Source organism: Deltaproteobacteria bacterium, assembly GCA_016709225.1.
GTDB classification, from domain to species: domain Bacteria; phylum Myxococcota_A; class Polyangia; order Nannocystales; family Nannocystaceae; genus Xiheibacterium; species Xiheibacterium phototrophicum.
In genome coordinates, this window is sequence record JADJEE010000002.1 from 1,160,599 (window position 1) to 1,174,306 (window position 13,708).

Annotated in this window: 10 protein-coding genes; all 10 read right to left on the reverse strand. The window is 67.2% G+C overall.

All coding sequences use genetic code 11. The features are described 5' to 3' along the window. Positions 1–21 precede the first annotated feature (21 nt). Positions 22–450, reverse strand: coding sequence for a hypothetical protein (locus IPH07_19095; GenBank protein MBK6919508.1), 429 nt, complete (start codon positions 448–450; stop codon positions 22–24). 387 nt (positions 451–837) lie between these two features. Beyond that, a complete protein-coding gene (locus IPH07_19100; protein MBK6919509.1) occupies positions 838–1,344 on the reverse strand; it encodes a DUF4411 family protein in 507 nt (168 codons plus the stop codon). 2 nt (positions 1,345–1,346) lie between these two features. Further along, positions 1,347–2,480 carry an ImmA/IrrE family metallo-endopeptidase gene (locus tag IPH07_19105; GenBank protein ID MBK6919510.1) on the reverse strand — a complete coding sequence of 378 codons (1,134 nt, stop codon included), beginning with the start codon at positions 2,478–2,480 and terminating at the stop codon, positions 1,347–1,349. Positions 2,481–2,558: 78 nt separating this feature from the next. Next, on the reverse strand, positions 2,559–3,044 hold the full coding sequence (locus IPH07_19110) for a hypothetical protein (GenBank protein ID MBK6919511.1): 486 nt from the start codon (positions 3,042–3,044) through the stop codon (positions 2,559–2,561). Between the two features lie 42 nt (positions 3,045–3,086). Next, positions 3,087–4,901, reverse strand: a complete 1,815-nt coding sequence (locus IPH07_19115; GenBank protein ID MBK6919512.1) for an AAA family ATPase — start codon at positions 4,899–4,901, stop codon at positions 3,087–3,089. A 7-nt stretch (positions 4,902–4,908) separates the two neighbouring features. Then, complete coding sequence (locus IPH07_19120) at positions 4,909–5,703, reverse strand: phage Gp37/Gp68 family protein (GenBank protein ID MBK6919513.1); 795 nt, start codon at positions 5,701–5,703, stop codon at positions 4,909–4,911. A 3-nt stretch (positions 5,704–5,706) separates the two neighbouring features. Then, positions 5,707–6,639 carry a three-Cys-motif partner protein TcmP gene (tcmP, locus tag IPH07_19125; GenBank protein MBK6919514.1) on the reverse strand — a complete coding sequence of 311 codons (933 nt, stop codon included), beginning with the start codon at positions 6,637–6,639 and terminating at the stop codon, positions 5,707–5,709. Further along, on the reverse strand, positions 6,639–8,822 hold the full coding sequence (locus tag IPH07_19130; GenBank protein ID MBK6919515.1) for a restriction endonuclease subunit S: 2,184 nt from the start codon (positions 8,820–8,822) through the stop codon (positions 6,639–6,641). Before IPH07_19130 ends, tcmP begins: the two co-directional genes overlap by 1 nt. Next, a complete protein-coding gene (locus IPH07_19135) occupies positions 8,819–10,243 on the reverse strand; it encodes an N-6 DNA methylase (protein MBK6919516.1) in 1,425 nt (474 codons plus the stop codon). The genes IPH07_19130 and IPH07_19135 overlap by 4 nt, the downstream gene beginning before the upstream one ends. A 12-nt stretch (positions 10,244–10,255) precedes the next feature. Next, positions 10,256–13,642, reverse strand: a complete 3,387-nt coding sequence (gene hsdR, locus IPH07_19140; GenBank protein MBK6919517.1) for a type I restriction-modification system endonuclease — start codon at positions 13,640–13,642, stop codon at positions 10,256–10,258. Positions 13,643–13,708: the final 66 nt, after the last annotated feature.

The window sequence follows — 13,708 nt, forward strand, 5'->3', positions numbered from 1 at the left end:
GTGCGCGGGCGGCGAGCGGGGCTACTGCGCCGCGACGGTGGTCTTCACGGACACGACCGTGATCACCACCGTGGTGTCGGCGTCGTCCACGACCACGCGGCGGTCGGCGCTGCCGAGGCGGAGGTCGTCGGCGACCACGGTGCCATCGCGACGATGATCGAAGTCCAGCGCGATGCCTTGCGCGACGGCGTGCGGCGTGATCGACAGCGCGTGGGCATGGCCCGACAGCTCGAGATCGATGCTCGCGGTCTCGGCCCAGCCGACCGCCTTCGTCGCCCGCGTGCGCGTGCCGGCGCCGTGATCGATCACCTCGACCCGCACCAGCGCGTTGCTCCCCGAGGCCGCCACCGCTTCACCGGGCGCGAGCGCGGCGAGCAGGAGTCCCGAGGTCACGGCCGAACACAGGGCGAGCTTGAGGTGCTTCATCGGGGTCTCGTGGAAGGAAGACATCGTCCGGTGCTCGGAATTCCGTACGCGCGAGCGAGGTCTCTCGGCTTTTCAGTGCTGCGACGACGCCCGCGGTTCGTAGGATTGTTCCGCGGTATGGCGGCTCACAGCTGCCGGTGGGAAGTGGACCTCGACGGGGTGCACGGGCTCCCAACTCGCGCATGCGCGGGCGCTCGCGCGCGGATCCGTGCGGGCCGTGGCCGTGGGATCGACACCAGCTTCGGAGTCCCGCGATGGGCCGAGAGGCCGCGGGTGCGGGCCGCGCTCTCGAGCTGTACGCGGGGTGCTCGGCGGGCGCTGTCGTGTCGGCCAGGGAAGTTCGTGCCGCGTGGCGAAGCGGCGCGCGTCGTCATGGACGCGGGTGGGAGTAGCGGGCTGCGCCTTCGCGAGTCACAACGGGATCAGCTCGAAGCGGCGCAAGAACGCCGCGAGGGGCAACGCGTAGACACGCAGGAGGCCACATGCCGTGACGACGGAGAGCTTGCCGCCCTTGTCTCTGCGATCCTCGGTCACCACCGTCACCTGGTGACCGGCCTTCTTCAGGCACAACGCAAGGGCGAGGATGTGCGGGTCGGCCTCGTCGGCGCCAAACGACTTGTCGGGGTCGACGACGCTGGCGACCTGCGAGTCGGAGAGGACTTCGGCCAGCTCGTCGAGGCACTCGCCGTGCCGGGTTGCGGGCTTCTTGTGCTTCTTGGCCCAGAGATGCGGAGGGAACGGGTCCTCGACCGCGCTGAGTTCCGTGATGACTTGCGTCGGGAAGAACAGTCGGTCCTTGTCGACGAGCTGGCCCAACGCTGCGAACAGCCGCTTGGAGTCTTGGCGATACGTCCAGTGGATCTGCGAGAGCGAGCAGGTGTCGATGACCCAGCGGTGATCGTCATCGTCGACCAGCATGGCTACGAGGCTCCGACCGCCTCTTGTTCGAGCGCGAGCGGGGGCACGCGGAGGTAGGCGACGACATCGCCGCGGCCGAGGAGGTCACGACGCAGTCCGCGGGCGACGAGGTCGAGCGTGCGCTCGCCGAGTTCATCGCGTCGCGCTTGCAGGCGCGTGCGCCCCTCGCCACCGCCGCCGCCTGATTTGCTGTCGGCGGCGGGCGGGATGGCGCGGAAGAGGGGCCAGCTCGCTGCCCCGTGCTCGATCAGTCGCAGGACCGCCGCTCGCAGGCTCACGCGGAAGTGGGTCGCGATGCGCTTGGCCTGCGCCAGCTCGGTCACCTTCTCGCCCTGCCATCCGAGCTTCGCCGTCATGAACGCGGCGCACTCCGGCCAGGGGATCAGCGTCGCGGCCGCGGTCGCCTCGCACCAGCGCTCCTCGGGGTCTGCGGCCGCGCCGATCACCGCATCCGTCGAACACACCGAGTCGGTGCCGCGGACGAGGTGGCCGAGCTCGTGGAGCATCGTGAACAGGCGCGCCGGCGCGGAGAAGGCGGTGTTGACCACGATGAGCGGCGCACGCGGGTGGGCCAGCGAGAATCCGCGGCACCCGTCGGCGCCGAGCGGCAAGAAGAACACCGAGATGCCCCGCTGCTCGAGCGCCGCACGCCATGCGGCGACGTACTGCGAGGCGGTGAAGGCCGTCGGATCTGCGGGCGCACCGATGAAGGCGCGCAGTCGGTTCCCCGCGTCCTCGGGTGACAGCTTCGCGATGCTCGGGAGCCGGACGTGGGGCTCATCCAGCTCCTCGAGCAACCACGCGAGCAGGCGCTGTAGCCGGATGGCCTCGCGCATGTACGCCGTCTCCTTCGGGTTGAGGGCGTCGCGATCGGAGTCAGGAGGGTGGCGGAACTTGGCCGCGGCGCGAGCGGGCTCTGGCGGCGCGGGGAGGAAGAAGACGGCGAGCGGGCGGCGCAAGCGGGCCGCGAGCTTTCGTGCCTGCGTGAGCGAAGGAGAGGATGTGCCAAGTGTCCACGCGTCGAGGGTCGCCGGGGGCACGTCGAGGTGATCGGCAAGGTCGGCGGCGGTGAGGCCGGACTCGCGGATGGCCCACGCGAGCACCGTGGGGCTGAGGCTGGCGACAGAGCGCGGCATCGGACCTTGGAAGCGTTACCACAGGTGGGGGAGGGGGGCGAGTTGGGGGCGACGGCGGAAGCGGCGAGGCGTTGCGGCTCAGGACTCAGCATCGACCTCGTCGGCCGGGTCGGCGTCGGGGGCACGTCGGAACTCTGGGAGCACGCCCAGGATCCCGACCGTCTTCAGCTCGCTCATGCGGGCACGGAACCAGGCGACCGCATCGTCATGCTCGATGCCCGCTGTGATCGACTCGCCCGAGGTGTCGTCCGCGATCGCGCGGCGGTAGGTCGCGAGTTGGTCGCCGTGGAGTCCGCCGTGGGCCTTCACCTCGAACCAGTAGGTGATGGTGTCGAAGGCGACGACGAGGTCGACGGTGCCGCCATCGACGGGGACTTGGGTGTCGACGCGCAGGAGGCGAGTGGTGGGTGGGATCTGGAGGCCGGGGACGTGGGCGAGCGCTGCGACGAGGGGCGCGGGGTCGTCGGTGATCGCGGCGGCGAGGGCCTCGGTGGTGAAGTTCTCGAGGGCCTCGGCGCGGGTGGCCTTGGCGAAGGTGAAGAGGCGGTGAAGGGTGCTGGGCATGTCGCGGGCGGGTCAGGAGCGGGAGGGCGCGAGCGTGTTGGATCATCGACGGATCGCGTCGACGACCTCCTTGGCCCAGGCGATTGCTTCAGGGCGGAAGACGGACTTGGCGTTGTCCCCCTTCCTGCGTTCGGCTGCGATGCGTGCGACCTCGCGGGCGAGCTGGTGCTTCTTGTTGTGGAGCTGCGCGGCGACCGAGTCGCGGAGCGCTTTCGCTGGTCGGCCGCGTACGCTGTTCGCGAGTGCAGGCGCGAACGGGCTGTCTGGGCCGAGATCGATCGCAGCGCCGAACGTCACCGTGATGCGTCGAGCCTTCGCCGCGACGGTCTTCACGGTCGCCCGCGCCGCCTCGAGGAGTACCTCCGGGTGCACGAGGTTCTCGACCTCGCGGCCTGGGGTCGCGAATGCCTGCCCCTTCACCCCCGCAGACTCGATCTGCTCGCGCCACTGGTCCACCCGGGCGCGCGAGGCAGGCTTTGCATCCTTGTCGTGGATGAAGACGTTGCGGTGCGCCAGGCGAAGGACATCGACGATCACCTCGCCGAGGCTCCCGTCCCCGTCCACCGCGAAGTGGGTGCCGTTGCTGCCGCCGAACAGCGCGAAGGCATAGTCGCGACCTGCGACGAGCGATGGGTCGACCTCGGCAAGCAGCGCCCGGTAGTAGACGACGTCGGAGGGACCCTCGACCCAGACGACGGTGCGCGCCATGAAGATCTGGCTGGCGTGGATGCCGAGTGAGTCGAGGGCCGCGATCCGGCTGGCCTGCGTCTCCACCCGCTCGGCTCGGCTGGCGCCGTTGTCGTCACGGGAGACGCGCCAAAACCTCCAATCGGGGGCCAGCGCGTCGACCACGGCCGGGCTGTGCGTGGCGATGATCGCTTGCACGTGGGGGAGTTCTTCGTCGATGATGCGAAGAAGCTCGAGCGTGGCGCCGGGGTGGAGGTGCGCCTCTGGTTCGTCGATGAAGACCACCGCAGGATCCTCGGGATGCAAGAGGAGGCCCGCGAGCAGGTAGACATACTGGGCGACACCATCGCCAGCTTGCTGAAGCGCCAGCTGCAACTCGGACTGCTGCGGCGAGCCGCGAGTGACACGAAAATCATACTCGAGAACGTCCAGCTTGACGCGCTGCCCGAGCAGGCGGCCCGTCCACGCCTCGAGTCGGCGGCGAATTCCCTGCCAGCGCCGCGCCGCGGCCTCATTCTTGAAGAGTTCGTAGACCTCACGACGCGTGCGGTCTCCCAGAGACCCGGGGGCGTGAGGATGTCGCAGCGCGTGCACATGTAGCCACCGCCGCTGAAGTAACTGGCAAAGATCGAGCGCCAGCGGCCGCTGACCATGTTCCTCGTTGCCGTGACCAGACCGGTAGCTGAGATTCGCCGTGAGCACTTCTGGGTGTGCCACATCGGGCGAGTCCGCACGGAAGAAGTGTTGCCCAGTAGCCGCGATCGGCTGCAGCGTGGCCAACCAGGCCCCACCCTGCGGAAGCGTCGCCTTGAACTCCACCTGCAGCCCCCCCTCCGGATCGAGCCAGCGCGCGGGCGCTGCGATCGTGCTCGGGAGCTGGGCCGCATCGACCCAGAAGTTCGCGATGATATCTGCCCCGCCGAGTTGCCAAGAGTCCACCGGCTCATGGGACGGGCGCAGCAACAACGGATTGGTATACAAGGGCTGGCCCAGTGCCCGGTTCATCTCTTCGAGCATTTGGCGGAGCCAGGACGCGAAGCGACCGAGGTTCGACTTCCCAACACCATTGGGCCCGAGCAGCACATTCATTCGTCCGAGGTCACGCAGTTCGAACGGCGCATCCGGGGAGAACGAGCGGTAGCCCGCGAGCTGGATTCGATTGAGGTGCACGGGTCCCTCACCGCGTCACGGGTAACGACACCCGGGTGCTCACGGCCGGTGGCGGACGGCGGGTGGACGGTGCCCCGACGGCGCCCACAGCCCCTGCCCTCGGCATCTCGTCCCAGGTTCTGCCGTCGAGCACTCTGCCGGCGAGCTTCTTGTTGGTGCCGCCCCACTGCTTGAAGAAGAACGGGACGTGCGCGCGTCGGCACTGGTCGCGAAGGTCGAGCGCCCACGCGGGATCCATGGGCCGTGCATCCGGGCCAGACTCTCCGCCAACGATCACCCAATCGATGGCGCGCAGGTCGAGCCCATGCAGCGGGCCCAGGAGGGGCTCCAGCGACAAGAACTTGACCGCCGCCCCGGTCGCGCGCAGCGCGTCGATCCTGCCCCGGTACTTCTCACTCTCGACGCTGACTCCCATCCAGATGTTGGGCGACCATGTCAGCCGCGAGCTGACCTTGGCGAGTCGCGTCGCCCGCTTGGTCAGCACCTGGAACCGATGCCAGTGCGCGCGTCGCATCACATCGAAGACGCGCTCGATGTAGTCGAGGGGGACGTCATCGTGGAAGAGGTCGCTCATCGAGTTGACGAAGATCGTCTGTGGCTTCCGCCAGCGCAGGGGCATCTCGAGCATCTGCGGCTGCAGGGTCAGCGCGAACCCGTTGCGGTAGTTCGGCTGACCCATCGCGTGCAGGCGGGCCGCCATGCGCTCGGCGTAGCAGTGCTTGCAACCCGGGCTGATCTTGTTGCAGCCGGTCACGGGGTTCCATGTGGATTCGGTCCATTCGATGCCGGAGCCCTGCGCCATGATTCAAACTCCTTTGGTGAGCAAGTGGTTCGCGATCTTCAGGGCGATCTTCGCGCCCCTCTCGTTCGCGGCCGCGAAGCAGAAGAGATACATCGGGTTGTTGGCGGAGTTCTTCAGCACCCGCGGTTGCGGCGCCACGGCGGCGAAGATCGATGCCAAGCGCTCGTTGAAGTAGCGGCCGATCGTCTCGAGGGTCGCCTTCTCGACGTGCTCGACGTCGCCGAAGAGCCCCGGCTGCCGTTCGACGCGGTAGAACTCCTCGTACCAGTCGTCGGTCCCGAGGAGCAGATCGAGCCGTCTACGCCAGCTCGCCGGGATGTCACCCGACTTCGTCAAGAGGCGGTTCACGCCGATGCCAAGCGGGAAGAGGAGCCAGAGGTCGATCGCCTTCGTGGCGGCGATCGCCTCGATCGTCTTCCAATCGACCTGCATGCCGTACGGGTCGAGGAAGAGGACGGCGCGTCGGGTCCGCCAGTCCTTGCTGCACAGGTCTTGAAGCTCGGCGTTCGCGTCGCCCTGGCGGATCAGGATGTCCTTCGCGAGGTCGGGGAACTCGGCCTTCAAGCCCTCGAGGTCGGCGCAGCGATCGGGGCTGCGTTCGATGAAGATGTACCGATCGAAGCGCGGCTCGGTGCGAAGGGCGAGGCGAGCGGATCCATCGAGCAGGTGCTGCGCGTCCGGGAGCGCCAGGTCCGGGAAGTCGAAGGCGCCCTGGGGGGCGTAGGGCTCACGCGTCGCCGCTCGCGACCCCGTCCCGGCGAACGCGTCGATGTAGCCGGTGATGAAGTGCCGAGGTTTCGAAGGGTTGCCCTTCAGCGCGGTCGTGTACGCCTTGAGGTAGCCGGAGAGGAGCTCGAGCTTCTCGTCGGTCCACGAGCCGCCGAAGACATGCGTCTTCGCATGCCGAGGTCCGCGCGTCTTGCCCGACTTCGACATCACTTTGTGGATTCTGCCCGGCGATCGTCGGGGATGCGAGAGATGTGCGTGGAGCCGTGGCGGAGGACATCGCCGCGGCGGATGGCGGTCGTGATCGCCCAGCGGAGCGCCTGGACGATGTGGCCGTCGCTGCGGAGGCGGGAGAAGCGGAGGCCGAGGTTGTCGCGGGCGTACTCGGCCGCGGTGCGGATCGCGGTCTCGCGATCGGTGCGGGTGGCGGGGAGGGTGGTGAGGAGGATGTGGTGCCAGTCGTCGGAGGTGTAGGAGGTGGGGTCGGGTTTGATCGCGCGGACGTGGTTGGGGAGGGGGCGGTCGAGGTGGTTGGCGGCGACGGCGGAGTCGATCGCGGCGAGGAGTTGGGGGCTGGAGATGCCATTATTGGTGGTGATGTGTCGGGCCTGACGCATGTGTACGGCCACGCGCCGCGCGGCGTCATCGTCCTTGAGCGAGCCTAGTGTCCACAAGGCCGTGAAGATCTCGTCATGGACCACATCCTCAGGAACAGTACTCAACTCGGGTTCTGTTTGTGACGAGGCCGCCTGCTCGCGAACATCCGGCTGCTCGTCGGAACCTTCAGTCTCGGCTTCGGCCTTCGAACGTGCAGATCGACCGCGCCGCCTAGGGTTGGGTTCGGAGCTGCGGATTGCAACTTGGTCGTCGCGAACCCGCTCTAGCGCAGAGGCTGCTGGCTCGTCGTCCGGGTCTTGGGGAACCAGTTCTCCGCGAAAAGCCCGTGCCAATACGCTCGCGTCGAGGCTCTCGAGCCGCGAGAACAGTGGGCCCAACTCAAGATGGGCAAGGCGCGCGAGCGCCGCTTGAATGACCGCGCAGATCTCCGCCTGCTCATCTAACGGCGGTAGGGGTAGGACGAGCTGACGGACATGCTCGACGTTGAGCCTCTGAACGGCGTTTCCAAACCTAAAGTGGTCATACTGTCGCACAAGGCAGGGCGCCTGCAGGGCCCATTTCAGGAACTCCGTCGACGTCGGCGCACCTGGTCGTATGCGGATAGATGATTGCGTGATATTGGCCCCCGCGAGCAGAGGCGATGCCACGGCGACCTTGCCGATCGTCCCAACGATCGACAGGATGATGTCTCCAGCTTCCAGGCTTGACCGTCGATACTCATCGGCGATCTCGGCGGTGGTGCGCTTCAGCTGGGCGATATCAACTGTGCCGTCCGTGGCGATGTCCACCGGCCGCACATATGGAACACCCCCGAGCACGTCTTCCCCAGGAAGAATGATTCCGTACACCATGGGCGCGTCCCCGGCCCTCACCGATTCAAGCGGTGTCCAGCGCCAGCTTGCGGGAATGGGGTCGAAGTTCGACTGGTCTAGACTCGGAGGCTCAACATACTTCGATCTCCACGCGCCATCTGTCGGTCGCTTGCCCTTCGAAGTGAGCTTCGCTAGCTCCGCAGTCGCCCATTGCTCCCGCCGTTCCTCGCTCAGGCGGGAGATGAGATCGCTAGCAGGCTCGACATTCGGGTTCTTCGCCCGCCAGTCCGCCGTGAGATCCCCCCTAAAGGCGGCCGCGAGGATGGACTGGCGGAGTTGGTCGAGCAGCGGGGGCACGGCATCCAGCGCCTCCTTTGCCCGCCGGCTCCGGGCGGTCAGTTCCTCGAGCTTGGCGACGATGCGCTTCTGCTCGGCGAGGGGTGGAAGGCAAATGTAAAACGCCTTCACCTCCGGGTAGTAGATCGTCGAGTGAGTGGTTCCCTTGCTGAAGCGATGGAGGCTTTCGTTCTCCGCGATGAACAGGTACTTGAGAAAGTGCGGATCCAGAGCGGGACCGCAGATCCAGTTCACGAAGTCTTGGCTGGTAGCCATCTCGCGGCCGGTCACGACGACGTATCCAACCGACGCTGTGCGCGAAAGGCAAACGGTACCAGTCGGGAGGACGCGAGCTGCCGAGTTGTCGATGCCGGCCTGCGTGACGGTCTGAAGTGTCTGCAAGATCACACCAGCGTGGTGGGCTCGGGCGTCCTTGATGCCGATCCAAGGTATTCCGCCGTCCCAGTACTCGGGGTGCTCTCGACTGGGAGTGTGCCCGCTCTCGAGCCTCGCCACCTCCTCGAGGGCAACCCAAGTCCACCCACGCGGAGCAGGCATCTCGGTCCTTCCAACCGAGAGTGCATGCAGGCCGGGGACGACGTTGATGGTTGCGGCGCGACCGCTCACGCCGACTCTCCGCCGAGGGAAGCTTGCAGTGCTCGGATCTCTTCAGTCGCCCGCTCGAGGTTCAAGAGGATATCTGCCGCGATCTCCTCCGGTGCCGCCAAGTCCTCCGCGTTCGTGTGCCCGTCGTCCTTCAACCACGTGATATCCAGATTCTCCCCCCGCGCCGCAATCTCCTCCCGGGAGAACCTCCGCCACCGCCCACTCTCCCCCTCATCCTTCCGCTTGCTCTTCCCCAGCGGATCCTCCCCGAACACCGCCTCGAACCCAGCGAAGTGCTCCCTGGTAAACGGCGTCCGCTTCCCGAACGCCGGTGCGTTCGTCCGCATGTCGTAAATCCACACCGCCTTCGTGTTCCCCGTCTCCTTCGCCCCGTGCGAGAAGAACAACACGTTCGTCTTCACCCCCTGCGCGTAGAAGATCCCCGTCGGCAACCGCAGGATCGTGTGCAAATCACACTTCGCCATCAAGTCCGCCCGGATCTGCGCCCCCACGTTGTCCTCGAACAGCACGTTGTCCGGAAGCACCACCGCCGCCCTCCCACCGACCTTCAGCCCGCGATAGATGTGCTGCAGGAACGCGAGCTGCTTGTTCGACGTCGGGTACGTGAAGTCTTCCCGTGTCGGCAGCCCACCGCCTTTCTTCGTCCCGAACGGCGGGTTGGTCAGGATCACGTCTGCCCTTGGCAGCTCCGCCCCCTGCGGCGACAGCGTGTCCGCGAGGTGCAGTTCCCCCTCGATCCCGTGCAGCATCAGGTTCATCAGCGCCAGCCGATGCGTGTCGTGCACCAGCTCGCAGCCGTAGAACGCCTCCCGGATCTGGAACACCTGCGCCTTCTCCTTCAGCGTGCTCAGCTGGTCCGTCGCCTCCTTGATGTACCGATCCGCCGCGATCAGGAACCCGCACGTCCCCGCCGCCGGGTCCTGCACCAGCTCCCCCGCCTGCGGCTTCACCAGGTGCACCATCGAGTCGATCAGCGGCCGCGGCGTGAAGTACTGCCCCGCCCCCGACTTCTTCTCCCCTGCGTTCTTCTCCAGCAACCCTTCGTACAGATCCCCGAACCCCTCGTCCTTCGCCGAGTACCAGTCCAGCTCGTCGATCGCGTCGACGATCTTCTTCAGGTTCCGCGGCTCCTTGATCGACGTCGAGGCGTTCACGTAGATCGCCTGCACCCGCTTCGAACCCTCCGACCCGAGGTGCAGCAGCAGCGCGCGGTAGAAGTTCAGCTGCTCGACCCCCTCCTTCTTCTCGAGGTCCGCCCACCGGTACCCCTTCGGCAGCTGCCCCTCCGTCTCCGTCTCCTTCGCCATCTTCAGGAACAACAGATACGTGAGCTCCGTGACGTACTGGTGGTACGTGATCCCATCATCCCGCAGGACGTTACACAGGTTCCAGAGTCGAGCAACGATGTCTTGAGTGTTCATGCTTCGCTTTGATCACGCCGTCGCCGCCGTCGCCCACAGCGCCTCGTGGAGGTCGCCGAGGATCGACTCGAGCTGCCCGTCGAACGCCTTGTTGATGTGCTTGAATCCGCCGCCCGTCTTGAACTGGCCGCGATCCAACGCCTCCCTGTCCACGATCGTCTCGACCCGCAGCTGCTGCCCGATCCGCTCCAGCCACTTGCGCTGCGGCTGCGTGAACGGCCGGCTCGCCAGGATCGTCTTCATCGCGCGGTCCACCCGCTCGCCGTACGACACCAGCGCGTCCCCCAGCGTCGCGCGGCGGATGAACCCGATGATCGACGCGGCGATGTCTTGATTCGTCGTCTCGCGCCACGCCGTCTGCAGCGCCGCCTCGGTGTACCCCGCCTCGTCGAGCAGCAGCCGCAGCTCCTTCAGCTGCGCCCGCGTCAGCTCGCGTGGTCGTTGCGTCACCACCAGCAGCGCCGGCACCTGGTTCAGGTTGTCGCGCAGGTACCCCGCGAAGCTGTCGAGGTAGTCCTTGGGCTTCTCGCCCTTGCCGTACCCCCGCTCGACCCGCCGCAGCACATCCTCGTGGTCCGAGATGATGAGCCGCGACCCATCTCCCGCACTGCGATCCAGCATCGTCACCACCGGCCCGTGCCCGGCGAACCATTCCGACGCCGCCTGCGGCGACTCGTGGCGCAGCCACACCACCAGCTCCTTCGGCGTCATCCCGGCGGCCGTCTCGAACTGCTCTGCCGCGCCGCCCTTGATCCGCCGGTGCTTGCTCTGCAGCTTCGCGACCAGCTGATCCAGCACCGCCTGCGCGACGTCGTGCGCCTTCGCGGCCGCCAGCTCCTGCACCAGCTGCGCGAACGGGATCTTCGGATCCGCGACCACCGGCTTCATCGTGCTGACCGCCTCGAGCCCCGAGTACAGGTCGACCGCGTCGAAGATCCGGAAGACCTCCTTGCCGATCTCGTCGCACTTCCGGGTCGCCCGCCCGAGCATCTGCTCGTACAGGATGCGGCTGCGGACCCGGCGCAGGAACACGATGTTGCAGATCGACGGCACGTCGATCCCCGTGGTCAGCAGATCCACCGTCACCGCGATCGTCGGGTTCACCTCGTTCTTGAACCGCCGGATCATTTCGAGTGGCTTGTCCGCCGCCCCCGTGATCTTCAGGACCGCATTGTCCTCGACCTCACCATATTTCTCCGCCAGCGCCGCCTTGAGCAGCGTCACCACCAGGTCCGCGTGGCTGTCGGTCGCGCAGAAGATGAGCGTCTTGCCCTCGAGACTCGGGTCGATGTGCTCGGCCAAGGTCGCGCACACCACCCGGTTGAAGTTCTCGGTCACGACCCGCCGGTTGTAGCTGTCGATCTCGAGGTCGACCTCGTCGGGCAGCAGCACGGTGTCGCGCGTCCCTGCGTGGGGATCGTAGAGCTGCATCTGCTCGCCCGCGCGCCAGTGCATCCCGTCCTCGGCCAGCTGCGTGACGATCTGGATCGGTGGCTCGTGATCGATGAGCGTGCCGTCGATCACCGCCTCGCGGTAGCTGTACTGGAATACCGGCCGCCCGAAGATCTCCGTGGTATGCAGCGCCGGCGTCGCGGTCAGCCCGATCTTCACCGCATCGAAGTGGTCCAGCACCCGGCGATACTTCGAGATGTAGTCGCCCTCGCTGCGGAACTGGAACTCCACGTCCCCCATCTCGCGGTCCAGCAGGTACCCGCGGTGGCACTCGTCGACCACGATGCAGTCGAACTGATCCACCGTCGGGATGTCCTCTTCGCGGGTGGGGAAGAGGATCCGCTTGACCATGCCTTGGATGGTCGCGATCTGGAGCTTGGTGTCGGAGTCGGGCTTGATGTCGTCGAGCTCCTTCATGTCGAAGATCTGCGTGAACGTCTGCAGGTTCTCCAGCCGCGCGTCTTTGTACGCGTTCGCGGTCTGCTCGCCCAGCGCGCTGCGATCGACCAGGAAAAGCACCCGCCGGAATCGCCGGGTCTTGAGCAGCCGGTACGTCAGCCCGATGCACGTCCGGGTCTTGCCCGTGCCGGTCGCCATCGCCAGCAGGCACGTCCGATCGCCGCGCTCGATCGCCGCCTCGGCGGCGCGAATCGCCGCGATCTGGTAGTCGCGCAGCCCCAGATACTCGGTCGGCTCCGCCGCGAGCTGGGCGTCGGCTTGGTCGATGTCCTGCTCGAGCATCGCGGCGAGACCGCCAGGGGTGAACCAGCCTTCGAGGGGCCGCGACAGGTTCTGCGGCCGGCGCCCGTCGAGGAACCAGATGCCGCTCTTGGTCTGCAGCTGACGAAGAAATGGCCGGCCGTTGGTCGCGAACAGGAACGGCAGCCGGTACTTCGCCCACGGGCCCCCAGGCGTGATCTGCTCGGCCGGCATCGCGTAGGCGCTGCTGTAGCGTTTGGCCTGCTCGAGCGATCCGGGTATGTCCTTGGCCTTGCGCTTCGCCTCGATCACGGCAACGGGCATCAACCCGACGAACAGCACGTAGTCCGCCGGACCCTTACTGGTCGGCCACTCTGCGATCGCGAGATTCTTGCCTTTGATCGGGCGCGCCCCCTTCGCGTACGTTAGCTCGGCCGAGTCCACCTCCCACCCCGCCGCTCGGAGCTGCTCGTCGATCAACCGCCGCGTATCGGCCTCGTCGAGTTCGAGGTGCTCTGCAGCCGCAGTCGCACGCTCGGCGATCTTTGCAACCTCGGCGGCGGATGGTGCGGTCGCCTGGCTCTGCAGTGCCGCGAGTTCCTCCGCGAGGCGGGCCTGCTCTCTCTCGGCGTCCGCCGCGAGCTGCTCCCAGATCGCCCGATCCGCGGCCTCCTGCTCCGCGCGCTGCTCCGCGGTGAGCTTGTCCCTCGCCGCGGCCGCCGCCTCGGCGCGCGCCGCCTCGGCCGCGCTCTGCTGGGCGGCGACCTCCTCGCGAAGCCGCTGCAGCTCGGCCGCGAGTGCGGCGCTCTCCGCCTTGGGATCGGGCGGGGGAACGAATGGGCCGGGCTTGAAGGTGCGGTCCCTGAACGTGCGGTGGAACCATGCCCCGAGCTTCGCCGCCATCCGCAGCTGGTACAGCGCGTCGCGGTGCGTGCCCGCAATGTCGTGCGTCGCGACGTTGCCCACCTTCCGGAGCCCGTGGAAGAGGTCGCCGACCTCGCGCGGCAGCAGCCCCGCGTCACGCAGCCGCCCGAGCAGCTCGCCCTGGCTCTCCTGCGGCGTCGTATACAGGCCCGCCCGCGCGGCCGTCCGCTGCGCGAGGACCTCTCCGAACTGCCGCAGCTTGACCAGGCACGTGCTCGGATCCTCCGCGAAGTACCGCTCCGCCAACGCGCCGAGCTGGTCGAGCAGCGGATCGTGAACGACCAGGAACCCGAAGTTCCGCGATGTCTGTTGTGCCTCCGGCAACGCTGGGTCTCGAGCGCAGCGATCTTACACACCGCGGCAGCGCGTCACCAGCACTCCGGCCGTGCA

What these genes read in the sequence shown, in the direction of transcription:
- IPH07_19095 (MBK6919508.1), bottom strand. Translation starts at nt 450, where the DNA reads ATGTCTTCCTTCCACGAGACCCCGATGAAGCACCTCAAGCTCGCCCTG.
- IPH07_19100 (MBK6919509.1), bottom strand. Translation starts at nt 1,344, where the DNA reads ATGCTGGTCGACGATGACGATCACCGCTGGGTCATCGACACCTGCTCG.
- IPH07_19105 (MBK6919510.1), bottom strand. Translation starts at nt 2,480, where the DNA reads ATGCCGCGCTCTGTCGCCAGCCTCAGCCCCACGGTGCTCGCGTGGGCC.
- IPH07_19110 (MBK6919511.1), bottom strand. Translation starts at nt 3,044, where the DNA reads ATGCCCAGCACCCTTCACCGCCTCTTCACCTTCGCCAAGGCCACCCGC.
- IPH07_19120 (MBK6919513.1), bottom strand. Translation starts at nt 5,703, where the DNA reads ATGGCGCAGGGCTCCGGCATCGAATGGACCGAATCCACATGGAACCCC.
- tcmP (MBK6919514.1), bottom strand. Translation starts at nt 6,639, where the DNA reads ATGTCGAAGTCGGGCAAGACGCGCGGACCTCGGCATGCGAAGACGCAT.
- IPH07_19135 (MBK6919516.1), bottom strand. Translation starts at nt 10,243, where the DNA reads ATGAACACTCAAGACATCGTTGCTCGACTCTGGAACCTGTGTAACGTC.